Here is a 23690-nt window from a genome sequence, read left to right on the forward strand (position 1 = left end):
GGCGATGCTGGGGGGCGATGCTGGAGGGCGGGCTGCCGGACGGCCGAGGATGCGATCTCGCCGACAGTCGATGGCAGGTTTACAGAAATGTAGATTCTGTAAAGTCAGATCGCAAGGGGCTGGACGGAGGTTTCCTTCGGTACGTCGTGTGACCGGGCGACCACGTCCGGACGTCTGGGGTCACGGTCCGTCGCCGAACGGTTAGGTTCGGGGCGTGATCGACGCTGTGGCGGCGGCCGGGGGCACGCAGGACGACAGTCGTGTCACCGATGCCGTCGCGCGCCTGGACCTGTCCGGTCTCGCCGACGGCTTCGTCTGGGCGATCGGCGTCACGGCCGATCCCACCGCGCAGCGCGCTCCCGGGCGCACCGGACGTGCCGGGCGCCGGGCCGCGAGAGGCGGCGCCGACGACGAGGTGGCCCTGCTCGGCCGCGCCGGGGTCGACGTCCTCGCCGTCCCGGTGCCGTGGGCGAGCGTGCTGCCCGACCCCGCGGGCCCCGCGGACGCCGATGCCCTGGCCCGGCTGGACCGCAGGGTCGACGACCTGCTCGCGCTCGGCGTGACCCCGTGGCCGACGCTGCACGCCGACGACGCCGCGCTGCCGGCCGCGCTGCGGGACGCCGGTGGCTGGGCGTCCCGGGAGACGGCCCTGCGGTTCGCCGACCACGCCGCGACCGTGCACGCCCTGCTCGCCGACCGGGTCGTGACGTGGACGACGCTCGTCGTCCCGGCCGCCGGCGAGCCCGCCGGCGACCCCGAGGGCGACCCCGACGCCGACCACGAGGCGAACCTGCTTCTCGCGCACGGCCTCGGGCACGCCGCGATGCGCGCCCAGGCGCCGGCCGACCACCGCTTCGGGGTGACCGTCGCGCTCTCCGGCGGCGCGGACGACGACCGCCGGGTCGGTGCGCTCCTTGCCGGCCCCGAGCCGCTCGACCGGCTCGGTGTGCACTACGTGGGCGCCGCCCCGCGCGGGCTGCCCGAGCTGCTCGCCCGGATCCGCCGCGAGCACCCGGCGGCACCACCGTTCCTCGTCTCGACGGCCGGTGGCGCGGACGGTGGTGCGGACGACGTGGACCGGGTGGCGGACCTCCTGGAGCACCTCGACGCGCTCGCGGTCGCCGCCCGGGCCGGGGTCGGCGTGCGCGGGTACGTCGCCGGGCCGGTCGACGTGCCGGGCGCAGACCGGCCGTGGCCCGGGCTCGACGTGCTGCGGCTCGCGGTCGCCGCGGTGCGGCCGGCCTGACCCACGGGCCGGCCGCTCGCGAGCGGCCGGCCTACGGTCGGACGGCCGTCATCTCCCGGACCTGCGCGTAGCGGGCCCGGACCGCCGGGTCCGGATCGGCCTCGAACGTCGAGGTGCCGGTGACCTCCCAGGCGGGCGGCTCCGCGCCGCCCTCGAGCACCCAGGCCGCCTGCCGGGCGGCGCCGTCCGCGACGTACTCGCCGGGCGGCGGCACGAGGACGGGCCGGCCGAGCACGGCCGGGGCGATCGCGCGCAGCGCCGCGGACCGGGCCCCGCCGCCGACGAGGAGGACCCGTTCGATCCTGGCGCCCTGAGACTCGAGGGCGTCGAGACCGTCGGCGAGGCCGCACAGCAGCCCCTCGACGGCGGCACGGGCCAGGTGCGCCGGGGTCATGGTCTCCAGCCGCAGGCCGTGCAGGGCGCCGGTCGCGTCGGGGCGGTTCGGCGTCCGCTCGCCCTCGAGGTACGGCACGAGCGCGAGGCCGCCGGCCCCGGACGGCGCGGCCAGCGCCAGCGCGGACAGCTCGTCGAGCGAGACCCCCAGCACCTTCGCGGTCGCGTCGAGCACCCGGGCGGCGTTCAGCGTGCAGACGAGCGGCAGGTAGCGGCCGGTCGCGTCGGCGAACCCGGCGACCGTCCCCGTCTCGTCGGACGCCGGGACCTCGGCGACCGCGGAGACGACCCCCGAGGTGCCGACCGAGACGATGACGTCGCCGGGGCGGGCGCCGACGCCGAGCGCGGCGGCCATGTTGTCGCCGGTGCCGGGGCCGACGAGCGCTCCGGTCGACAGCCCCGCCCAGGCAGTGGTCCCGGCGCTCTGCGCCGGGGCGAGGACGCGGGGCAGCACGGCGTCGTGGCCGAGCGCCGCTGTGAGCAGGTCCCGGCGGTACTCGCCCGTCGCGGCCGAGAAGTAGCCGGTCCCGGAGGCGTCGCCGCGGTCGGTGACGAGGCCGTCGAGGCCGAGCGACCCGCCGGTGCCGCTCGACACGCCGCCGCCGAGGAGCAACCAGGTGAGCCAGTCGTGCGGCAGGCAGACGCCCGCCACCCGGGCCGCGGCGTCCGGCTCGTGCTCGGCGAGCCACGCGAGCTTGGTGACGGTGAACGACGCGACGGGGACGAGCCCGACGGCGTCCGCCCAGACCTTCGCCCCGCCGTGCTCGGCGGTGAGCCGCTCGGCCTGCGGTGCGGAGCGGGTGTCGTTCCACAGCAGGGCCGGGCGGACGACGGCACCCGCCTCGTCGAGGGTGACCATGCCGTGCTGCTGGCCGCCGACCGCGACGGCCGCGACGTCGTCGAGCCCGCCCGCCGCGGCGACCGCCTCGGCGAGGGCGGTGCGCCAGTGGTCCGGGTGCACCTCGGTGCCGTCGGGATGGGCCGCCCGGCCCTCCCGGACGAGGGCGCCGGTCGCGGCGTCCCGGACGACGACCTTGCACGACTGGGTCGAGGAGTCGACCCCGGCGACGAGCGCCATCACTCGTGTCCTTCCGACGGTTCGGGTGGGAACGACGATGGCACAGGCGCCGGCCGCGCCTGTGCCACCGCTCGGTGCGACGCTGCGGTCAGCGGGCGCCGAGGACGTGCTCGAGGGCGAGCTGGTCGAGCTGGACGTAGCCGATGCCCTTGGCGCCCACGGCGTCCGCGTCGAAGTCCTCGAACGCGGAGCGGTCCGTCAGCAGGTCGGCGTAGGTCTCGCCGGCGGCCAGCGTCGGGGACGCGAGCTCCGGGATCCGGGCGGCCTCGATGGCGGCCTGCACCTCGGGGTCGGCCCGGAACGCCTTCGCGCGCTCCTTGAGGAGCAGGTAGGTGCGCATGTTGGACGCCGCGGACGCCCAGACGCCGTCGTAGTCCTCGGTGCGCAGCGGCTTGTAGTCGAAGTGCCGCGGGCCGGTGTACGCCGGGGTGTTCCCGGGGCCGCCGTTCTCGAGGAGGTCGACGAGGAAGAACGCCGACAGCAGGTCGCCGTGGCCGAAGACGAGGTCCTGGTCGTACTTCGGGCCGTGCTGGCCGTTGAGGTCGATGTGGAAGAGCTTGTCGTGCCACAGCGCCTGCGCGATGCCGTGGACGAAGTTCATCCCGGCCATCTGCTCGTGCCCGACCTCGGGGTTGAGCCCGACCATCTCGGAGTTCTCGAGGCTGTTGATGAAGGCCAGCGCGTGCCCGATCGTCGGCAGGAGGATGTCGCCGCGGGGCTCGTTCGGCTTGGGCTCCAGGGCGAACCGGAGGTTGTAGCCCTTGTCCTTGACGTACGTCGCGAGCGTGTCGAGGCCCTCGCGGTAGCGGTCGAGCGCGACGCGCACGTCCTTCGCGGAGTCGGTCTCGGCGCCCTCGCGCCCGCCCCAGAAGACGTAGGTCTCCGCGCCGAGCTCGGCGGCGAGGTCGAGGTTGCGCATGACCTTGCGCAGCGCGAAGCGGCGCACGTCGCGCCGGTTGCTCGTGAAGCCGCCGTCCTTGAACACCGGGTGGGTGAACAGGTTCGTCGTGAGCATGGGGGCCTTCATGCCGGTCGCGTCGAGCGCGGCCTTGAAGGCCTCGATCCGCTTGTCGCGCTCGGCCGCGTCGGAGCCGAACGGCACGAGGTCGTCGTCGTGGAACGTCACGCCGTAGGCGCCGAGGTCGGCGAGGCGGTGCACGGCCTCGACGGCGTCGAGCGGCGCCCGGGTCGCGTCGCCGAAGGGGTCGCGGGCCACCCAGCCCACGGTCCACAGGCCGAAGGTGAACTTGTCGTCCGGGGTCGGGGTCAGCGTCATCGGTTCCTCCGTCGGGGGTTTCGTTCAGTCACTGAACATACCTGCGCCCCGGCGATCAGGCAATCCCCTGGCGTCCTCTGGTGGGTTGCGCACGTCAAAATCATGCTGAGACGTGCGTAGCGCGCCAGAGAACGGGCGATCGGGTGGTGGCTGGGCAGGGCTGTGTTCATTCAGAAGGTGAACCAACTAGGGTGGCGGCATGTCGGCCCCCCGGACGTCGCCCGCGCGGCAGACGTCGCTGCGCGAGCACAACCTCGCGCTCGTGCTCGGGGAGGTCGCCGACCGCGGCCCGGCGACCCGGGCCCGGATCGCCGGCGCGACCGGCCTGACGAAGGCCACCGTCTCCAGTCTCGTCGACACCCTCGTCGCGGCCCGGCTGCTCGACGAGCGCGGTCTCGACGCCGGCGCCGTCGGCCGGCCCGGGCAGTCCCTCGGGCTCGGGGCGCGCGGCCCCGTCGGGATCGGGCTCGAGGTCAACGTCGACTACCTCGCGACGTGCACGGTCGGGCTCGCCGGGTCGGTCGTCGGCCGGGAGGTCGTCACCGGCGACCTGCGCGGTGTCGACGTCGAGGCGGTCCTCGCCCGGGCCGCGGGGCTGCTGCGCCGGGCGGCGGACGGCGCGCGCGAGGCGGGCGTCCCGGTCGCGGGGGTCGCGGTCGCCGTCCCCGGCCTCGTCGACTCCGCCGACCAGGTGCTCCGGCTCGCCCCGAACCTCGGCTGGCGGGACGTCGACGTCCTCGCGCACCTGCGCCGGCTCGCCGGGGCCGCGCTCACCGCGGCGTCGCCCGGTGGTGCGCACCCGGACCTGCGCCTGGGCAACGAGGCGGACCTCGGGGCCCTCGCCGAGCTGTGGTGCGGCGGGCACGACGACGGGGCGGGCGGCCGCCTCGACACCTTCGTCCACGTCTCCGGCGAGATCGGCGTCGGGGCCGGGCTCGTCCTCGACGGGCGGCCGCTCACCGGCCGGCGCGGCTTCAGCGGAGAGATCGGCCACCTCACCGTGGCCGACGGCCCGGACTGCGCGTGCGGCTCGAGCGGCTGCCTCGAACGGCTCGCCGGCCAGGAGGCGATCCTGCGCCGGGCCGGGCTCGCGAGCGAGCCGGGGACGGCGATCGGCCGGCCGGAGGGCCCGCTCGGCGAGCTCGTCGCCCGGGCCGCGGCCGGCCGGGCTGACGCCGTGGAGGCGGTCGAGGCCGCTGGAACCGTTCTCGGCCGGGGGATCTCGGCGATCCTCAACCTCGTCGACGTCGGGGCGGTCGTCCTCGGCGGGATCTACGCGCCGCTGTCGCCCTGGCTGCGCGGCCCGGTGGAGCGCGAGCTGGCGCGCCGGGTGCTCGCCGCGCCCTGGGAGCCGCCCCGCGTCCTCGTGTCCGGGCTCGGCGGCGAGGCGGCGGTCCGCGGCGCGGCGCTGTCCGTCGTCCGCACCGTCATCGCCGACCCCGCGGCCTACCTGGCGAGGACGCCCGCCGGCTGACGGTCCCGGCCCGGGGGGGCCCGCGGGCACGCTGACGTCCGCGAGCGGGAGGTCGAGGTCGACGACGGTGCCGCCGCCGGGGGCGGGCGCCCACGTCACCCGGCCGCCGAGCGCCCGCGCCCGCTCGGTCATCCCGGGGATGCCGAGGCCCGACCCGTCGACGCCGTCCGCCGCGTCGACGCCGTCCGCCGGCCCGGCACCCGAAGCGACGCCCGCCGCGACGCCGGTGGGGACTCCTGCCCCGTCGTCCGTCACGAGCACGTGCAGCCGCCGGCCGCGGACCTGCGCCCGGACCTCGACGACGGTGCCGTCGCAGTGCCGGACGGCGTTCGTCACCGCCTCCTGGACGACCCGGTAGACCCCGAGCGCGGCGTCCGGCCGTAGCGCGGGCAGCTCACGGACGTCGCACCGGCCGGTGAGGTCGCCGACCTCGGCCGCCCGCCGGACGAGGTCCTCGAGCGCCGGTCCCGGCCCGAGCAGGTCGAGCGCGAGGGGCCGCATCTGGGTGATGAGGTGCCGCAGGGCCCCGATCCGGTCCCGGACGGCGCCCCGCACGTCGGCGAGGTCGTCGCCGAGCGCCGCGGCGCCCGGGCCGGCGTCGGTGCGCCGGCAGCGCTGCTCGAGCCGGCCGAGGGTGACCTCGACGGCCGCGAGGTCCTGGAGCGTCTCGTCGTGCAGCTCGCGGGCCCAGCGCCGCCGCTCGGCCTCCTCGCCCTCGAGGCGGGCGCGCAGCCGGGCCGTCCGCAGCCCGTCGGCGGCCCGGCCGGCCTCGCGCAGCGCGAGCCCGGCCGTGAGCAGCAGGAGCAGGGCCGGTCCGAGCAGGAGCAGCACCCGCGGCTCGGCCCGCTCGGTGACCTGCCACAGGCCGACGACGCTGAGCAGCGCGGCGGCCCCGGCACCGACGAGCAGCCGGGCCCGGCGGGCGAGCCCGTCCGGGCCGTCGTCCCGCCCGGGGGCCACCACCGCGAGCAGCAGCGCCGCCCCGGCCGCGGCGCCGACCCAGGTCTGGGCCCGGGGCGCGGTGTCGGCGAGCTCCGTCGCCGCGGCGAGGCCGAGGAGCGCCACGCCGACGCGCCCGAGGACGCGCCGGGGGTCGAGGATCACGCCAGGCCCAGCCGGTGCGCGGCGTCGACCAGGCCGGCCCGGGTCGGGGCGTCGAGCCGGGTCCGCAGGCTCGCCCGGTGCGCCTCGACGGTCCGCAGGCTGACGTAGAGCTCGGCGGCGATCTCGCCGTTCGTGTGGCCCGCGGCGAGCAGCCGCAGGACGTCCCGCTCGCGCGGGCTGAGCCGGTCGGCGGCCGACGGGCGGGCGCCGGCGATCCGGGCGCCGAGCTCGGGGAGCAGGTACGTCCGGCCCGACATCACCGTCTCGACGGCCCGCAGGAGCTCCTCGGGCGCGGCCTCCTTGAGCACGTAGCCCTGGGCCCCCGCGTGCAGCGCCGCACGGGCCACGGCGGGGTCGTCGTGCATCGTGAGGACGACGACCCGCGGCGCCGCCGCCGCGGCGAGCAGGTCGGGCAGGCAGTCCAGGCCGTTGTCGCGGCCGAGCGTGAGGTCGAGGACGACGAGGTCCGGGACGGTGGTCGCGACGAGGGCCCGCAGCGCCGCCGCCGACGCGGCCTCGCCGACGACCGCGCAGCGCGGGTCGCCCTCGAGCAGCGCCCGCAGCCCGACCCGGACCATCGAGTGGTCGTCGGCGAGGACCACCCGCCAGCGCAGGTCGGGGGTCACGGCCGGCCCCCGGCGCGTGACGGTGGCCCGGACGGCGGACGGTGCGGTGCGGACGGCGGTGCTCGCCGGCGAGGTGCTCACGGCAGCGTCCGGGCGGGCAGATGCTTCTGGGCGACGGTCATGACGTTCCTCCAGATCGGTGCGGCGAGGGTGGCTCCGAACACGGTGCGGTACGTGGTGCCGGCGACGGTGACGTCGCGCAGCGGGCGGCGCGGGCCGGGCCGGTCGCCCGGGTCCCCGACCCAGACGGCGGTGGAGCGCTGGGCGGTGTAGCCGACGAACCAGGTGTCGTACGGCCCGTTCGTCGTGCCGGTCTTGCCGGCGCTGTCCCAGGGCGAGAGCGGGCCCACCCGGGCCGCGGTGCCGTCCGTGAGGACGTGGCGCAGCGCGTCGTCGACGCCACGGGCGACGCCGCGGCTGATGGCCCGCCGGCAGTCGGGCCCCGGGACCGGCACCGGGTGCTGCGTCCCGGTCGGCCCGGCCCGGGTCAGCGCGGTGACCGGCTCCGGGGTGCAGTAGGTGCCACCGGACGCGAACCCCGCGTAGGCGGCGGCCATCGTCAGCGGCGCGACGTCCTCGACCCCGAGCGTCAGCGAGGGCAGACAGGTCGGCAGGTCCGTCGTCCCGGGCCCGTGGGCCGCGCAGGGCCGGGCCGGCGCCGCGAGGTGCACGCCGAGGGCGCGGGCCGTGCCGGCGACGTCGCAGAGGTCGAGCCGTGTCTCCATGGCGACGTAGGCGACGTTCACCGAGTCCGCCGTGGCCCGCAGCACCGACATCGGGCCGGTCTCGGTGCCCTCGGAGTTGCCGGGCGCGTACGGCGTCCGGCCGCGCAGCGGCGCGCCGCAGGCGGTGAAGTCCGTCGGGGCGAACGTGCGCGGGGTCGCGTCGACGACGTCCGACGTCCGCCTGCCCGCCGCGAGCCAGGTCGCCAGGGTGAACGGCTTGAAGGCCGACCCCGTCTGGAAGCCCTGCGACCCGCCGAGCGCGGCGTCGACCGACCAGTTCACGGACGTCCTGCCGGGCCCGCCGGCCGGGCTCCAGGTCCTGTCCTGCGCCATCGCGAGCACCCGGCCGGTCCCCGGCTCGACGGTGACGGCGGCGGCGCCGAGGCCCGCGCCGCCGTGCGCCGGGACGCCGGTCTCGACAGCGCGCCGGGCCGCCGACTCGGTCGCCGGGTCGAGGGTCGTCCTGATGACGAGCCCGCCGCGCGAGAGAGCGCCGACCCGTTGCGCGGCAGTGCGTCCCAGGGCCGAGAAGCCGGGAGCGGTGCTCAGGGTGCGGACGACGTACTCGCAGAAGTACGCGGCCGGCCCGGCGCCCGCGCAGCCGTTCGGCAGCGGCCGGCCCGGCGTCCGCACCGGGGTCGCGACGGCCGCGCGGTAGGCGGTCGGCGTGACGAGGTGCTGGGCGAGCATGTCCGCGAGGACGACGTCACGGCGGGCGCGTGCCCGGCCCGGCCGGGTCACCGGGTCGTCGGCGCTCGGGTCCTGCACGATCCCGGCCAGGGTCGCGGACTGCGCGAGCGAGAGGTGGGCGGCGTCGACGCCGAAGTACCGCCGCGCGGCCGCGTCCACGCCGTACGCGTGCTCGCCGAAGTAGACCGTGTCGAGGTACCGCGCGAGGATCTGGTCCTTCGTGAGGTGCTGCTCGACGGACACCGCGAGCTGCAGCTCGCGGACCTTGCGGGCCAGCGTCGGGGCCGTCGCCGCGCGGACCGCCGCCGGGTCGCCCGCGAGGACGGCGTCCTCGAGGAGCGCGTTCTTCACGTACTGCTGCGTGATCGTCGACGCGCCCTGCCGGTGGCCGCCGGTGAGGTCGTTGACCAGTGCGCGCACGAGCCCGCGGGGATCGGCCGCGCCGTGGTGGTAGAACCGCGCGTCCTCGACGGCCACGACCGCCTGCCGGACGGCCGGCGCCATCCGCGTCAGCGGGACCACCGTGCGGTTCTCGTCGTAGAACCACGCGATCGGCGACCCGTCCGCGGCGAGCATGACGGAGGTCTGCGGCAGGGCGGGAGCCGCCAGGGGCACGGACGCCCCCGTGAGCAGGTCCGCTGCGGAGAGGGCGAGCGCCTCGGTGCCGACGGCCGCGGGGACGCCGAGCCCCGCGGCGAGCGCCCCGGCGACCACGGCCACGACCACGAAGACCCCGAGCCGGGGGAGGGCCCGGGCACCGCGCTGCGTCACGGCGCACCTCCTCGGCCGCCCGTCGGGGGCGGCCCCGCGGACGACGCAACGCCCGCAGCCTGGGAGGACCCTGGGTGCGCGGTGGGCGCCGCCTGACAGTGCCCAGGAGTGCGGGTCTGCCGCAGCCCCGGTGCGGGTCCACGGGCCGTCCGGACGCGCGGCCCCGGCGGTTCGCGCGTTTCATGCCGGTATGAGCCGCCGACCTGACCTGCTGCCCGGCCCCGTCGGCCGCGAACCCCGCTCCGTCCTCGGCGAGCCGCCCGGGCGCCGGGTCGAGGACGTCGCCGCCGCCGTCCGCGCCGTCGTCGCGCTCCCCGACGTCACCGACGTCCCGCTGCCCGGCTCGGGGCGCACCGCCGGGCGCTGGGCGCTGCTGCGCGCGCTGGCCCGCTGGGACGTCGCCGCCGGCCGGCTCGTCGAGGCGCACCTCGACGCCGCGGCGATCCTCGCCGAGCTCGGGGGCGCCCCGGTGCTGCCCGGGCAGGTCTGGGCGGTCTGGGCCGCCGAGCCGCCCGGGCCGGCCGTCGCCGCGACGCCCGGCCCGGACGGCTGGACGCTGCGCGGGCGCAAGCCGTGGTGCTCGGGCGCGGCCGCATCGACGCACGCCCTCGTCACCGCGACCGCCGACGACGGCCGGCGGCTGTTCGCCGTCCCGCTCGCGGACCGCGACCGGACCCGCCCGGTGCCCGGCGGCTGGGCCGCGGCCGGGATGGCGCAGACGCAGACCTGGTCCGTGGACCTCGACGACGCGCCCGCGGTGCCTGTCGGCGGGCCGCGCGCCTACCTCGACCGCGCGGGCTTCTGGCACGGCGGCGTGGGGGTCGCGGCGTGCTGGCTCGGCGGGGCGGACGCCGTCCTCGCACCGCTCGCGGCCCGGGCGGCGTCCGGCCGGCTCGACCCGCACGGCCTCGCGCACCTCGGGGCCGCGGCGGCGGCCGTGCACGCGGCGGGCGCGGTGCTGGCGGCCGCGGCGGCCGACGTCGACGCCGACCCGCACGACGCCGCCGGGGCCGAGGTCGTCGCGCGGCGCGCGCGGGCCGTCGTCGAGCACGCCGCGACGACGGTGCTCGACCGGGTGGGCCGTGCCCTCGGGGCGGCGCCGCTGTGCCTGGACGCCGGGCACGCCCGGCGGGTCGAGGACCTCACGGTCTACCTGCGCCAGAGCCACGCCGAGCGCGACCTCGAGGTCCTCGGGACGCTTGTCGCCGCCAGTCTCGCCGGCAGTCTCGCCGGGGCCGCGTCGTGAGCGCGACGCCCGCCGAGTACTTCGAGGCCGTCTACGCGGCCGGGCCCGAGCCGTGGCCCGCCGGACGCTGGTACGAGGTCCGCAAGCGCGGCCTGCTCCTCGCGGCCCTGCCCGAGCCGCACTACCGGCGCGCCGTCGAGCCCGGGTGCGGCGCCGGTGCGCTCACCGTCGCGCTCGCCGCCCGCTGCGACGAGGTCGTGGCCGTCGAGCGCAGCACGGTCGCCGCGGACGCCGCCCGGGCCGCGACCCGGGGACTGCCCGGCGTCGAGGTCCGCACCGGGGTCGTCCCGCAGGAGTGGCCGGCGGCCGACTACGACCTCGTGGTCCTCTCCGAGGTCGGCTACTACACCGACGCCGCCGGCTGGTCCGCCCTGCTCGACGCCGCCGTGGCCGGGCTCGCCCCGGGCGGCACCCTCGCGGCCGTGCACTGGCGGCACCCGGCCGCGGACCACGTGACGTCCGGCGACGCCGTCCACGCGGTCCTGCGGGAGCGGCGCGACCTCGCGCTCGTGAGCGCCCTCGTCGAGGACGACCTGCGGCTCGACGTCCTGCTCCGGGCGCCGGCCGGCAGCCGCGGTCTGTCGGTCGCCGTCCGGACCGGTGTGCCCGGGGCGGTGGCGTGACCGGGGCGGTCCGGCAGCTGTGGGCGGTGGTCCCCGTGCACGACGAGGTCGAGCGGCTCGGCCGCTGCCTCGACGCCCTCGACCGGGCGGTCGCGACGGCCCGGGCGGCCGGGCTCGCCGCCGGGGTCGTCGTCGTCCTCGACGCGTGCACCGACGGCTCGCAGGCGCTGTGCACCGGCCGGTCCGGGGTCGTCGTCGTCCGCGGCGGCTGGCGCCGGGTCGGGGCCGCGCGGGCCGCCGGCTGCGCGCGGGCCCTCGACCTCTCCGGCCGCGCCGCCGTCCCGCCGGGCGAGGTGTGGCTCGCGTGCACCGACGCCGACAGCGTCGTCCCGTTCGACTGGCTGACCCACCACGCGCGGCTCGCGGACCGCGGCGCGGACGCCGTGCGGGGCACCGTCGCCGTGACCGGCTGGGCGGGCTGGCCGGCCGGGGTCGCGGCCGCCTACCGCGCCGGCTACGCCGCCGGGCACCGGGGCGGCGACCTGCACGCGCACGTGCACGGCGCGAACCTCGGCGTCCGGGGGTCGGCGTACCTCGCGGCGGGCGGGTTCCCCGCCGTGACCGGCCACGAGGACGTCGCGCTCGTCGAAGCGCTCGTCGCGGGCGGCGCGCACGTCGTCGCGACCGGGCACGCGGCGGTCCGGACGTCGGCCCGCGCCCGGGGCCGCGCCCCGGACGGGTTCGCCGGGCACCTGCGCGGGCTGGCGCTCCCGGGCGCGTTGCAGGCCCCGGCGGACGGCGCGTGAGCGGGGACGCGTGAGCACGGACGCGGTGCCGCTGCTCGTCGTCGGCGCGCACCTCGACGACGCGGTGCTGTCCTGCGGGCGGCTGCTCGCGGCCGCCCCGGGATCGGTCGTCTGCACGGTCTTCGCCGGCCGGCCGGGCGCGGGCGCGTCCGCGCAGCCGGGGCGGACGGCCTGGGACGTGCGGTGCGGCTTCGCCCCCGGGGACGACGTCGTGGGCGCCCGGCACGCCGAGGACGACGCGGCGCTCGCCGTCCTGGGCGCCCGGCCGGTGCGCCTCGGCTTCGTCGACGCGCAGTACGGGCCGCCGCCGGCCGTCGACGAGGTCGCCCGGGCGCTCGCCCGGGTCGTCGCCGACGTCCGGGCCGCGCGGGTCCTGGTCCCGCTCGGGCTCTTCCACCGCGACCACCGCCTGACGGCGGCCGGCTGGCTGCGCGTCCTGCGCACCGGGGGCGCCGGCCCCGCGCGGTGGGCCGTCCACGTCGACGCGCCCTACCGGGCGTGGGCGCCGGTTCGGCAGCGGGTCGCGGCGCTCGCGCGGGCCGGCGTCCGGCTCGGGCCGCCCGTCGTCACCACCGACGCGGACGTCGGACCGGCCGCCGCGGACCGCAGGCGCCGGGCACTGGACGCGTATGTCTCGCAACGGGTCGGGCTCGCGGACCTGGGCTCCCGGGCAGCCGCCCCGGCGGGCCTGCCGCCCGCGCCGGGGGCGGACGGCGACGTCGTCCACGACGTCCTCGACGTCCACGACGTCCTCGACGCCAGGGGCCACGCGGACCGCGACGCCGGGGCCGGGGTGCGCCGGTGACCGGCCGCGGGATGCCAGGCTGGACCGGTGATCCGTCTCGTCCGGCACGCGCCGCCTGCCGCCACCCCTGACGCGCCCGCGCCGTCCTGGCCGCTGACCCCGGAGGGCCGGGCCCTCGCCGCGGCGCTCGTGCCGGCGCTGCCCGCGGGTGCCCTGCTCTTCTCGAGCCCGGAGCCCAAGGCCTGGCAGACCCTCGAGCCGGCCGCCGCCGCGGGGCCGGTGCCGCGGCCCGTCGTCCACGACGCCCGGTTCGGCGAGGTGCGCCGCCCGGCCGACACCTGGGCCGGCGGCTGGCGCGCCGAGCGGCAGGCGTACGTCGCCGGCACGCCGTACCCGGGCTGGGAGCCGCAGGCCGACGTCGCGGCCCGGTTCGACGCCGGTGTCACCGCGGCGCTCGCGGCGGCCGGCGGGAGCGGCCCGGGGGTCGTCGTGGCGAGCCACGGCATGGCGATCACGTGCTGGCTGGTCTCCCGCGGGCTCGTCGCCGCAGCGGACGCCGCGGAGTTCTGGTCGACCCTGCGCCAGCCGGACGTGCTGACCGTCGACCTCGGCGCCGGGACCTGGCGGCGGGACGAGCCGTCGACGCAGGACCAGGACGTGTGAGCGTCAGAGCCGCTGCCAGGTCCAGTCCATCGTCAGCACGAGCGGCGCGTCGGGTGTCACCGTCGCGGCCCGGCCGAGCTCGGCGGCGTTCGGCGGGGCGGACTGCGGCTCGACGCAGACGGCCGCGTCGCGCTCGGTGAAGACGACGGCGTACGCGGCGTCCGAGGAGACCTCGAGGGTGAGCGCGCCGGGCCACGTGAGCGTGACCGGCCACGCGACGTCGACGAAGACGTCGTCCCACGGACCGTCCGGCACCGGCAGCACGTCGTCCGTCGGCATCCCCTCGGCGTCCCGCCGGACCATCCCGCCGACCGGCAGGTCGATCCCGACCGGGTCGCCGCACGCGAGGCGCCGGGCGAACCACGGGTGGAACCCGGTCCACGCGGGGAACGGGTCGCGTTCGGAGCGGATCTCGATGCGGGCGGTCAGGCCGCTGCCGTCGGCGCGGAGCGCGACGTGCTGGACGGCGTGCCCGGCCCACGGCCAGCGGCTGTCGAAGCCGCAGCGCAGGGTCAGCGAGGTCTCGTCCGCGGCGACGACGTCCCACGCCCGGTCGATGGTGACCCCGTGGATCGCGTGCGGCGGCATGAGGAGCGGGAGCTGGTGCCGCTCGCCGTCCCACTCCAGGACGCCGTGCCGCACCCGGCCCGCCCACGGCGCCATCGCGTAGCAGCCCCAGCCGACGACGCCGGGGCCGCCGCGGCCGACGACCTCCACCGCCGGGCCGGTACCGCCGCCGACGACGAGCGAGGAGATCCGCCCGCCGTTGGCCGGGCTCAGGGACAGCGCCGCGTCGCCGGCGCGCAGCACGTGGTCGGTCACGGTGGCCACTCTGCCACCCCGGGCCTCCCGCCCGGTCCGACCCGGCCTGGCCGCGCGGGGGCCTCCCCTCGCTGACCGGCGGCGCGATGGGCCATGCTGGGCGCATGGTGCACGCCGAGGTGACCGGGGCCGCCGACGCGGCCCTCAACGAGCACAGCCCCGACCGCCCGGCGTCGCCGGCCGACCTCGCGGCGCGGCTCGCGACGACCGGCTACCTCGCCGATCCCGGGCTGGCGACCGTCGCCTGGCTGGCGCTGTCCATGGACCGGCCGCTCATGCTCGAGGGCGAGCCGGGCACCGGCAAGACGGCCCTCGCCGAGGCGCTCGCCGTGAGCCTGGGCGCCGAGCTCGTGCGGCTGCAGTGCTACGAGGGGATCGACGCCTCGCAGGCGCTCTACGACTGGGACTTCCCGCGTCAGGTGCTCCACCTGCGCGCCGTCGAGGCGACCCGGGTCGGCCAGGAGCGGCTCGACGTCGAGAGCGTGGAGCACTCGCTCTTCGACGAGCGGTTCCTGCTCGCCCGGCCGATCCTCAAGGCGCTGCGCAGCCCGAACGCCGTCCTGCTCGTCGACGAGGTCGACCGTGCGGACGACGAGTTCGAGGCGTTCCTGCTCGAGGTGCTGTCGACGAACGCGGTGACGATCCCCGAGCTCGGCACGATCACCGCGAAGACGCCGCCGCTCGTCGTCCTCACCTCCAACCGCACGCGCGAGGTGCACGACGCGCTCAAGCGGCGCTGCCTCTACCACTGGGTCGACCACCCGGGCCTGGCCCGCGAGATCGAGATCATCCGGACCCGGCTGCCGCAGGTGCCCGAGCGGCTCGCCGTCCAGGTCGCGAGCGCCGTCCAGCGGATGCGCGACGGTGCCGCCGGCCAGATCGGCGCCGACCTGCTCAAGCCGCCGGGCGTCGCCGAGAGCCTCGACTGGGCGCGCTGCCTGCTCGAGCTCGGCCGTCGCGAGCTGGACGTCGAGACCGCCGCGGCGACCCTCGGCGCGGTGTGCAAGTACCGCGAGGACATGGACCGCGTCCGGGAGTCGATCGACCGGGTGCTCGGCGGCTGACGCCCGGCGTGAGGAAGCCCGGCCGGTCCCCCCGCCCGGGCGACCGACCGGGCTCCCGGTCAGGTGGTGGCGCGCCGTCAGGCCGCCGGGTCAGCAGTTCCCGGCGTCCGGGATGCCGTTGAGCCGCGCGCCGAGCCAGCTGCGGACGTCGCTGCTCGCGGCGACGATGGTCGTCGCGTGCACGCCCAGCGCGAACTCCTTGCGGCGGACGGCGACACCCGCGTCGCACAGCCGCTTCGCACCGGCCGCCTGGCTCGCCGGCGGGATGACGTCGTCGATCGAGCCCCAGTAGTCGAGGACCGGGAAGCCGATCTCGTACGTCGCCCCCGAGCCCGGTCGCCCGACCCCGACGCCGACCTTCTGCGCGTCGATGACCCGGCCCCACGTGCCGTCCGGACCCTTGACCGCGTAGATCTGCTCGAGGGTGAGGTGGTCGGTGCTGTAGGCCTCGATCCTGCGGAAGGCCCACGTCGCGAGGGTGCCGGCGAGGCACTGCGTCCGGACGTCGTCGGTGGCCTTGATGCCCGCCGGGTTGAGCAGCGAGCGGAACGGCATCGACGGGTAGGCGGTCGACAGGCCCACGACGGAGTCGGCGAGGAAGCCCGCGTAGAGCCCGCCGTTGAGGTTCGTGGCGGTGGCCTTGAGGTCGACGGGGGCGGCGCCGGCCGCGGCGGCCCGCACGTCCAGCTCCGGCGCGTAGCCGTGGGCGAGCTGGGCGGCCCAGAGCGTCGAGTGCCCGCCCTCGGAGTAGCCCGCGAGCGCGACCCGCGGGGCCTTGGCCACGCCGGCGCCCGGCACCCGGCTCGCGGCGCGGGCCATGTCGAGCTGGGCGTGGCCGTTGTTGAGACCCGTGACGTACGTGTGGGTCTGGCCCTCGAGGTAGCCGACGCCGTCCGACAGCGCCACGATCGCGCCGTCGTTGAGCAGGTCGCTCACCGCGGTGATCTCGATGTCGTCGACGAACCCGCCGAGCAGGCCGCCGGTGAACTGCTGGGACGCCGCGCACTGCCTCCCGAGGCCGACGGTCGTCGAGGAGTAGGCGACGACGGGCAGCGCGGCGGGGCCCCACACCGTCCGCGGGACCATGAGGATGCCCGTGGTCGGGATCCGCGCGCCCGTGCGGTCGGTCGTCACGTAGCGGACCTGGTAGCTCGTGACGGAGCGCCAGGACGTCGTCCCGTCGGGGACCCTCCGGCAGGCGAGCACGGTTCCCGGGGCCAGGGTGAGGGTGCCCGACGGCGGTGCGTAGACCTGCGCGGCCGTCGCGGAGCAGGTCGCCGCCGCGGTCGCCGCGGCGGCGGGCGAGGCCACCGCGGTGATGCCGCCGGCAGCGAGCGCGGCGACCGCGAGGCCCGCCGCGGCCCGCCGGGTGCCCGTACGCCGGGCCCAGGTGCGCCCGCGCCGGCCCCGCCCGGCCTGTCGACCCGCGTCGTCCATGTGTGCTCCTTCGCACTGCATCCGTCGGTGTCGCGCCGCGTCCCGCGCCGGGGCCGTCCGGACGACGACCACCGTCATCACCCGCGAGAACCATGCCAATGTTCATTGGCAAAAAGAATGTGATCCATGACACGCCGCCACGGATCGAGTCGGTGATCATCGCGGCGCGCGTCCTTGCCTCGCCCCGCCGTGCCTGGGACCCTCCGCGCATGGCGCCCATCGACTCACCGCCGCCCGCGGTGACCCCGGACACCAAGGACTGGACCTGGGTCCTCGACCAGCCCTGCCCGGAGTGCGGCCTCCACGCAGGTGCTCTCGACGTCGCCGACGTGCCGCGGCTGGTCCGGGAGAACGCCACCGCCTGGCGTGCCGTCCTGCTCGCCGACGGGGCTGCCGAGCGGCCCGCCGAGGGGGTCTGGTCGCCGCTGGAGTACGCCTGCCACGTCCGTGACGTCTTCCGGTTCTTCGACAAGCGCCTGCGGCTCATGCTCGACGAGGACGACCCGCTCTTCGAGAACTGGGACCAGGACGCGACGGCCGTCGCCGAGCGCTACGACCTCGCCAACCCGGTCGTCGTCCTCGGCGAGCTCACCGGTGCGGCCGAGTGGATCGCCGCCGACTTCGAGGCCGTGCCCGCCGGCGCCTGGCAGCGCACCGGACGGCGCTCGGACGGCGCCGCCTTCACGGTCGAGACGTTCGCGCGGTACTTCGTCCACGATCCCGTGCACCACCTGCACGACGTCACCGGCGCCACGGTCTGACCCGGCGCGGGCCCCGGTCGCGTCGTCGGTGGGCGCGGCTACGGTCCTGCGCATGACGACCGACCCCACCGGCCCCGGTGACGGCAGCGACTACGTCGAGCACGTCCGGCGGGAGTCCGCGCGCTTCCTCGAGGCGGTGCTCGCGGCCGACCCGGCGGCGACCGTCCCGACGTGCCCCGACTGGTCCGCGGACGACCTGCTCTGGCACCTCGCGTGCGTCCAGCACTTCTGGGGCGACCTCGTGGAGCGGGCGGCGAGCGGTCCCGAGGGCTACGTGCGCCCGGAGCGGCCGACCGACCGTGCAGGCCTCGCCGGGGTGTGCCGGGCCGCGGGGGAGCGGCTCGTCCGGGTGCTCGCCGCGGCACCGCCGTCCGCCCCGGTGTGGACGTGGGCGGCCGACCGGACGGTCGGGTTCGTCCGGCGCCGTCAGGCGCAGGAGGCGCTCGTGCACCGGCTGGACGCCGAGCTCGTCGCCGGGCAGTGGTCCGCGCTCGACCCCGTGCTGGCCGCGGACGGCGTCGACGAGGTCCTGCACGTCATGTACGGCGGCCTGCCGGAGTGGGGCACGCTCACCCGCGAGCCCGAGGGCTGCACCGTTCGCCTCGACGCGACCGACGTCGGCCGGACCTGGCTCGTCGGGCTCGCGACCTGGTCGGGCACCGACCCGTCCGACGCCACGGTGTACTCCGGCGCCCCGGTCCTGCGCGTCGTCCCCGACGGCGACCCGGCGGCCGCCCGCCCGGCCGGTGCCCTGGTGAGCGGCACCGCCGCGGACCTGCTCTGCGACCTGTGGCAGCGACCGCCGCTCGGCACGGTGGTGCGCTCCGGCGACGACGCCGTGCTCGCGGCGCTGTCGGAGAACCTGGCGGCAGGGGTGCAGTGACGGCGGGCGCAGCGCGCCGGTCGTCCGGACCCGTTCGCCCCCGGATGACGAACCGCCCTCCGGCATGACACCGTGACGGCGTGACCATCGCGACGGCTGCGAGCGCCTTCGACGGCGCCGGCGACGCCGTGCGCGAGGCGGCCGAGACGACCCTCGTCGGCTTCGCCCGGGCGCTGCGCGCGGCCGGCCTGCCAGTGAGTCAGGACCGCACCCAGGCCTTCCTCACGGCGGTCGCGGCCGTCGGCTACGACGACCCGGGCGGGGTCTACTGGGCGGGCCGCGCCACGCTCACCGCCGAGCCGGACCACTTCCCCGTCTACGACCAGGTCTTCGAGTCGTGGTTCGCGGGCAAGGTGCCGCGCGTCGTCCAGCGCCAGTCGGCGCCGCCGCGCCCGACCCCGGGGATGGTCCCGGAGGACGAGACGTCGGCCGGCAAGAGCGACGAGAAGGACGACGACCCGGACGTCGTCCGGGCCCGGGCCAGCGGCGCGGAGGTGCTGCGGCACCGGGACATCGCCGCGCTCACCCCGTCGGAGAAGGCGGCGCTCGCCGAGCTGTTCTCCGCGATCCGGCCGGTGCCGCCGCGACGCCGCGCCGTCCGCCGCCGGCCGTGGCACCGCGGCGAGCTCGACATGCGCCGCACCCTGCGCGACGAGCTGCGCCGCGGCGGCGAGCCCGGCGGGATCAAGCTGCGCCGCCGGGTGTCCCGGCCGCGCCGCGTCGTCCTGCTCCTCGACGTCAGCGGCTCGATGTCGCCGTACGCCGATGCGCTGCTCCGCCTCGCCCACGTCTGGGTCCGCAGCGCGCCCCGGACGACCGAGGCGTTCACGATCGGCACCCGGCTCACCCGGGTCACCCGGGCGCTGCGCCAGCGGGACGCCGACGCGGCGCTGCGCGGGGCCGGCGAGCAGGTGCCCGACTGGTCCGGCGGCACCCGCCTCGGCGAGGTGCTCCAGGCGTTCCTCGACCGCTGGGGCCAGCGCGGCCTCGCCCGGGGCGCGGTCGTCGTCGTCTTCAGCGACGGCTGGGAGCGCGGCGACCCGACCCAGCTCGGCGAGCAGATGCAGCGGATGCACCGTCTGGCGCACCGGGTCGTCTGGGCGAACCCGCACCGCGGGAAGGCGGGCTACCGTCCGGTCCAGGGCGGGATCGCCGCCGCCCTGCCGTTCTGCGACGACTTCGTCGCCGGTCACTCGCTGGCGACGTTCTCCGAGCTCGTGGAGGTGGTGCGCCGTGCGTGAGGTCATGCCGGAGCTGCTCGACTGGTGGCGCAACGGCGAGACCGTCGGCGTCGCGACCGTCGTCGCGACGTGGCGCTCCGCCCCGCGCCCCGCGGGCGCCTCGATGCTCGTGGGTCCCGGCGGCGAGGCCGTCGGCAGCGTGTCGGGCGGCTGCGTCGAGGGCGCGGTGTACGAGCTGTCCGAGGAGGTCGTCGCGTCCGGCGAGCCGGTGCTCGAGCGCTACGGGATCAGCGACGACGACGCCTTCGCCGTCGGCCTGACGTGCGGCGGCATCCTCGACGTCTTCGTCGAGAAGGTGTCGCGGGAGACCTTCCCCGAGCTCGAGGCCGTCGCCGAGGACGTCGACGCCGGCCGGCCGGTCGCCGTCGCCACCGTCATCGAGCACCCGGACCCGACCCGCCTCGGCCGCCGGATCGTCGTGCGCCCCGACGAGGTGACCGGAACCTTCGGGCTCACCGGCTCGGTCGGCTCGCTCGGTTCGACCCGGGCGGACGACGCGGTCGTGGACGACGCCCGCGGCCTGCTCGCGGCCGGCCGGTCCGAGACCCTCACCTACGGCCCGGACGGCGAGCGTCGCGGCGAGGGGATGCGCGTCTTCGTCTCGGCGTACGCCCCGAAGCCGCGGATGCTCGTCTTCGGCGCGATCGACTTCGCCGCCGCTGTCGCCAAGGTCGGGGCGTTCCTCGGGTACTACGTGACGGTCTGCGACGCGCGCCCGGTGTTCGCGACGAAGTCGCGGTTCAAGGACGCCGACGAGGTGATCGTCGAGTGGCCGCACCGCTATCTCGCGGCCGAGGTCGAGGCCGGCCGGGTCGACTCCCGCACCGTGCTCGCCGTCCTCACCCACGACCCGAAGTTCGACGTGCCGCTGCTCGAGGTCGCGCTGCGGCTGCCCGACGTCGCGTACATCGGCGCGATGGGTTCGCGGCGCACGCACGACGACCGGCTCAAGCGGCTCGTCGAGGCCGGGCTCACGCCCGAGGAGATCGGCCGGCTCTCGTCGCCGATCGGCCTCGACCTCGGGGCCCGGACGCCGGAGGAGACGGCCGTGAGCATCGCCGCCGAGATCATCGCCCTGCGCTGGGGCGGCGACGGCGGCCGGCTCGGCGAGCGCGAGGGGCCGATCCACCACACCGCGCCGCGCTGAGCGGAGGGCCGCTCCTGCGGCCCTCGTTGCGACTGCTGCCCGGTCCGAGCCCTGCGTCGTCGGGGCCCGGCCGGGCGCTGCGTGCTGCCCTGTGCTGCTCCGGTGGCGGCACGCCCACACCTCGCTGCTGCGCGGGCGACGGCACCGATGTGAACGCGCCCAAGGCTGCTTTCCCCGTGACTGACATGTGATCACCACGTATTGACATCCTCAATGTTGGCGCTAACAATCGTCGGGTCGCCAGACCGCTGCATCCCCACCGTGGCGTCGGCGGCCACTGTCGTGCGCCCCGGCGGGCTGTCCCGCCGGCCCTAGCTCTGCCCGCGCCGGCCGTCTCCCGGCCGGCCCAACCCCAGGAGGGGCAATGAAGCTCACCCGGCTCACCGCTGCGGCGGCCGGCCTGCTGCTGGCGATCGGTCTGACGGCCTGCGGCTCCAGCGAGAAGACCGTCGACGCCCAGGCGTCGTCGGCGACGTCGGCCGGCGCCGCAGGCGCGCTCGTCGGCGTGACGATGCCGACGAAGTCCTCCGAGCGCTGGATCAGCGACGGGGACAACGTCAAGAAGGCCCTCGAGGGCCTCGGCTACACCGTCGACCTGCAGTACGCCGAGAACGACATCCCGACCCAGGTGAACCAGATCGAGAACCAGATCACCAAGGGCGCCAAGCTCCTTGTCATCGCCTCGATCGACGGCACCGCGATCACCACGCAGCTGCAGGAGGCGAAGGACAAGGGCATCCCGGTCATCGCCTACGACCGGCTGATCCGGAACAGCCCGAACGTCGACTACTACGCCACGTTCGACAACTTCAAGGTCGGCGTCCAGCAGGCGACCTCGCTGCTCACCGGGCTCGGCCTGAAGAAGGCCGACGGCACCGACGGCGACGCCAAGGGCCCGTTCAACGTCGAGCTGTTCGCCGGCTCGCCGGACGACAACAACGCGACCTTCTTCTTCAACGGCGCCATGTCGGTGCTGCAGCCGTACATCGACTCGAAGAAGCTCGTCGTGACCAGCGGCCAGACCGACTTCAAGACCGTCGCGATCCTGCGCTGGGACCCGGCCACCGCGCAGAAGCGGATGGAGGACCTGCTGACGAAGAGCTACGGCGGCGGCAAGACGGTCCAGGGTGTGCTCTCGCCGTACGACGGCCTCTCGATCGGCATCCTCTCGGCGCTGAAGAGCAACGGCTACGGCACCGCGGGGCAGCCGTACCCGGTCGTCACCGGTCAGGACGCCGAGCTCGCGTCGGTGAAGTCGATCATCGCCGAGGAGCAGTACTCGACGATCTTCAAGGACACCCGTGAGCTCGCCAAGGTCACGGTCACGATGGCCGACGCGATCCTCAAGGGCGGCACGCCCGAGGTGAACAACACCAAGGACTACGACAACGGCAACAAGGTCGTCCCGTCGTACCTGCTCGACCCGGTCATCGTCGACAAGACCAACTACGAGAAGGTCCTCGTCGGCGCCGGGTACTACACCCAGGCCCAGCTCGCCGGCTGACCGGCCCGCGGCCCGGCCCCGACCAGGGGCCGGGCCGCGTCGCCAGGTCATCGGTCGCACGGCGGGAGGCAGCGCAGCTATGACCGACGACATCCTGCGGATGCGCGGGATCACCAAGACCTTTCCCGGTGTGACGGCACTCGAGGACGTCACGCTCTCGGTGCGACGCGGCGAGATCCACGCGATCTGCGGCGAGAACGGCGCCGGGAAGTCCACCCTCATGAAGGTGCTGTCCGGGGTGTACCCGCACGGCACCTACAGCGGCGACGTCGAGTTCGACGGCGAGACGTGCGCGTTCGGCGGCATCCGCGACAGCGAGGCCCGCGGCATCGTCATCATCCACCAGGAGCTCGCGCTCGTCCCGCAGCTGTCGATCGCCGAGAACCTCTTCCTCGGCAACGAGCGGGCGGTCCGCGGGGTCATCGACTGGAACCGCACGAACGCCGCTGCCGCCGAGCTGCTGGCCAGGGTCGGGCTCGACGAGAACCCGGTGACCCGGATCGGCGACCTCGGCGTCGGCAAGCAGCAGCTCGTGGAGATCGCCAAGGCCCTCAGCAAGCGGGTGCGGCTGCTCATCCTCGACGAGCCGACCGCGGCGCTCAACGACGACGACTCCGAGCACCTGCTCGACCTGCTCCGCGGCCTGCGGTCGGAGGGGATCAGCTGCGTCATCATCAGCCACAAGCTCGGTGAGGTCGAGCAGATCGCCGACCGGACGACCGTGCTGCGCGACGGCCGCACCATCGAGACCCTGGAGATGTCCGCGGACGGCGTGACCCAGGACCGGATCATCCGCTCCATGGTCGGCCGGGCCCTCGACCACCGCTTCCCGCACCGCGACCCGGTGATCGGGGAGGAGGTGCTGCGGATCGAGGACTGGACCGTGCACAGCCCGACGCAGCACGGCCGGGTCGTCGTCCGGGGTGCGAACCTCGTGCTCCGCCGTGGTGAGGTGGTCGGCCTCGCCGGGCTGATGGGTGCCGGACGCACCGAGCTCGCGATGAGCGTCTTCGGCCGGTCCTGGGGCACCAGGATCAGCGGCCGGCTCGTCAAGGACGGTCGCCCGATCCAGGCGCGGTCGGTGCGGGAGGCCATCGGGCACGGCATCGCGTACGCCACCGAGGACCGCAAACGCTTCGGCCTCAACCTCATCGAGGACATCAAGCGCAACGTCTCGTCGGCGGCGCTCGACCGGCTGGCCCGGCGCGGGGTCGTCGACGACAACAGGGAGTTCGAGGTCGCGAACCGGTTCCGCGCGGAGATGGCCATCAAGGCACCGAGCGTGCTCTCCACCACGGGGCAGCTCAGCGGCGGCAACCAGCAGAAGGTCGTGCTGTCGAAGTGGATCCTCACCGATCCCGACGTGCTCATCCTCGACGAGCCGACCCGCGGGATCGACGTCGGCGCCAAGTACGAGATCTACAC

Annotated in this window: 20 protein-coding genes and 1 pseudogene; 14 read left to right on the top strand and 7 right to left on the bottom strand. The window is 76.4% G+C overall.

Features of this window, described 5'->3' with window-relative positions:
* Positions 1 to 214 precede the first annotated feature (214 nt).
* Positions 215 to 1246 carry a family 1 glycosylhydrolase gene (locus EDJALFJO_RS32980; protein ID WP_088290874.1) on the top strand — a complete coding sequence of 344 codons (1032 nt, stop codon included), beginning with the start codon at positions 215 to 217 and terminating at the stop codon, positions 1244 to 1246.
* A gap of 31 nt (positions 1247 to 1277) precedes the next feature.
* On the opposite strand, the gene xylB is transcribed toward EDJALFJO_RS32980, so the two are convergent.
* Positions 1278 to 2717, bottom strand: coding sequence for a xylulokinase (gene xylB, locus EDJALFJO_RS32985; protein WP_088290875.1), 1440 nt, complete (start codon positions 2715 to 2717; stop codon positions 1278 to 1280).
* A gap of 88 nt (positions 2718 to 2805) precedes the next feature.
* Positions 2806 to 3993 (bottom strand): xylose isomerase, encoded by a 1188-nt coding sequence (xylA, locus tag EDJALFJO_RS32990; RefSeq protein ID WP_088290876.1) that lies wholly within the window; start codon positions 3991 to 3993, stop codon positions 2806 to 2808.
* 199 nt (positions 3994 to 4192) lie between these two features.
* Between xylA and EDJALFJO_RS32995 the strand changes: the two genes are divergently transcribed.
* Positions 4193 to 5467 carry an ROK family transcriptional regulator gene (locus EDJALFJO_RS32995; protein WP_088290877.1) on the top strand — a complete coding sequence of 425 codons (1275 nt, stop codon included), beginning with the start codon at positions 4193 to 4195 and terminating at the stop codon, positions 5465 to 5467.
* A 99-nt stretch (positions 5468 to 5566) separates the two neighbouring features.
* Here the strand turns inward: EDJALFJO_RS32995 and EDJALFJO_RS36660 are convergent.
* From EDJALFJO_RS36660 to EDJALFJO_RS33015, 3 genes and pseudogenes are all read right to left on the bottom strand, one after another.
* Positions 5567 to 6571: pseudogene (locus EDJALFJO_RS36660) on the bottom strand (sensor histidine kinase); the annotation flags it as partial.
* The gene (locus EDJALFJO_RS33010) at positions 6568 to 7278 is read right to left on the bottom strand and encodes a response regulator transcription factor (RefSeq protein ID WP_198950881.1); all 711 of its coding nucleotides are present in this window, start codon (positions 7276 to 7278) and stop codon (positions 6568 to 6570) included. The pseudogene EDJALFJO_RS36660 and the gene EDJALFJO_RS33010, both read right to left, overlap by 4 nt.
* A complete protein-coding gene (locus EDJALFJO_RS33015) occupies positions 7275 to 9383 on the bottom strand; it encodes a transglycosylase domain-containing protein (protein ID WP_088290879.1) in 2109 nt (702 codons plus the stop codon). Before EDJALFJO_RS33015 ends, EDJALFJO_RS33010 begins: the two co-directional genes overlap by 4 nt.
* A 190-nt stretch (positions 9384 to 9573) precedes the next feature.
* Between EDJALFJO_RS33015 and EDJALFJO_RS33020 the strand changes: the two genes are divergently transcribed.
* Genes EDJALFJO_RS33020 through EDJALFJO_RS33040 form a run of 5 tightly spaced genes read left to right on the top strand, consistent with a single transcriptional unit; the run spans position 9574 to position 13406 of the window.
* Complete coding sequence (locus tag EDJALFJO_RS33020; RefSeq protein ID WP_198950882.1) at positions 9574 to 10629, top strand: acyl-CoA dehydrogenase; 1056 nt, start codon at positions 9574 to 9576, stop codon at positions 10627 to 10629.
* Positions 10626 to 11252: a bifunctional 2-polyprenyl-6-hydroxyphenol methylase/3-demethylubiquinol 3-O-methyltransferase UbiG gene (locus EDJALFJO_RS33025; RefSeq protein WP_088290880.1), complete on the top strand. Its 627-nt coding sequence runs from the start codon at positions 10626 to 10628 to the stop codon at positions 11250 to 11252. The genes EDJALFJO_RS33020 and EDJALFJO_RS33025 overlap by 4 nt, the downstream gene beginning before the upstream one ends.
* Positions 11249 to 11998: a glycosyltransferase family 2 protein gene (locus tag EDJALFJO_RS33030; protein ID WP_088290881.1), complete on the top strand. Its 750-nt coding sequence runs from the start codon at positions 11249 to 11251 to the stop codon at positions 11996 to 11998. The genes EDJALFJO_RS33025 and EDJALFJO_RS33030 overlap by 4 nt, the downstream gene beginning before the upstream one ends.
* Positions 11999 to 12008: 10 nt before the next feature.
* Positions 12009 to 12803, top strand: coding sequence for a PIG-L deacetylase family protein (locus EDJALFJO_RS35265; protein ID WP_198950883.1), 795 nt, complete (start codon positions 12009 to 12011; stop codon positions 12801 to 12803).
* Positions 12804 to 12830: 27 nt separating this feature from the next.
* Entirely contained in the window at positions 12831 to 13406 is a 576-nt protein-coding gene (locus EDJALFJO_RS33040; RefSeq protein WP_088290882.1) for a histidine phosphatase family protein, read from the top strand.
* A gap of 3 nt (positions 13407 to 13409) precedes the next feature.
* Here EDJALFJO_RS33040 and EDJALFJO_RS33045 read toward each other — a convergent pair whose 3' ends face one another.
* On the bottom strand, positions 13410 to 14228 hold the full coding sequence (locus tag EDJALFJO_RS33045) for an aldose 1-epimerase (RefSeq protein WP_158220658.1): 819 nt from the start codon (positions 14226 to 14228) through the stop codon (positions 13410 to 13412).
* A 104-nt stretch (positions 14229 to 14332) separates the two neighbouring features.
* On the opposite strand from EDJALFJO_RS33045, the gene EDJALFJO_RS33050 reads away from it, so the two are divergent.
* The gene (locus EDJALFJO_RS33050; protein WP_088290884.1) at positions 14333 to 15292 is read left to right on the top strand and encodes a MoxR family ATPase; all 960 of its coding nucleotides are present in this window, start codon (positions 14333 to 14335) and stop codon (positions 15290 to 15292) included.
* A 90-nt stretch (positions 15293 to 15382) separates the two neighbouring features.
* On the opposite strand, the gene EDJALFJO_RS33060 is transcribed toward EDJALFJO_RS33050, so the two are convergent.
* Positions 15383 to 16729 carry a lipase family protein gene (locus EDJALFJO_RS33060; protein WP_143448926.1) on the bottom strand — a complete coding sequence of 449 codons (1347 nt, stop codon included), beginning with the start codon at positions 16727 to 16729 and terminating at the stop codon, positions 15383 to 15385.
* Positions 16730 to 16938: 209 nt separating this feature from the next.
* On the opposite strand from EDJALFJO_RS33060, the gene EDJALFJO_RS33065 reads away from it, so the two are divergent.
* The 6 genes from EDJALFJO_RS33065 to EDJALFJO_RS33090 all read left to right on the top strand — a co-directional run.
* Positions 16939 to 17490, top strand: a complete 552-nt coding sequence (locus EDJALFJO_RS33065) for a DinB family protein (RefSeq protein ID WP_088290887.1) — start codon at positions 16939 to 16941, stop codon at positions 17488 to 17490.
* A gap of 52 nt (positions 17491 to 17542) precedes the next feature.
* Complete coding sequence (locus EDJALFJO_RS33070) at positions 17543 to 18373, top strand: maleylpyruvate isomerase N-terminal domain-containing protein (protein ID WP_088290888.1); 831 nt, start codon at positions 17543 to 17545, stop codon at positions 18371 to 18373.
* Positions 18374 to 18453: 80 nt separating this feature from the next.
* The gene (locus EDJALFJO_RS33075) at positions 18454 to 19614 is read left to right on the top strand and encodes a VWA domain-containing protein (protein WP_198950884.1); all 1161 of its coding nucleotides are present in this window, start codon (positions 18454 to 18456) and stop codon (positions 19612 to 19614) included.
* On the top strand, positions 19607 to 20761 hold the full coding sequence (locus EDJALFJO_RS33080; protein ID WP_198950885.1) for an XdhC family protein: 1155 nt from the start codon (positions 19607 to 19609) through the stop codon (positions 20759 to 20761). Before EDJALFJO_RS33075 ends, EDJALFJO_RS33080 begins: the two co-directional genes overlap by 8 nt.
* 364 nt (positions 20762 to 21125) lie before the next feature.
* Positions 21126 to 22265, top strand: a complete 1140-nt coding sequence (chvE, locus tag EDJALFJO_RS33085) for a multiple monosaccharide ABC transporter substrate-binding protein (protein ID WP_088290889.1) — start codon at positions 21126 to 21128, stop codon at positions 22263 to 22265.
* Positions 22266 to 22344: 79 nt separating this feature from the next.
* Positions 22345 to 23690, top strand: a 1346-nt coding sequence (locus EDJALFJO_RS33090; RefSeq protein WP_088290890.1) for an ATP-binding cassette domain-containing protein, incomplete at its 3' end; no start/stop codon positions are given.

Origin of the sequence: Kineosporia sp. A_224 (genome assembly GCF_002198655.1) — a bacterium.
Lineage (GTDB): Bacteria > Actinomycetota > Actinomycetes > Actinomycetales > Kineosporiaceae > R-H-3.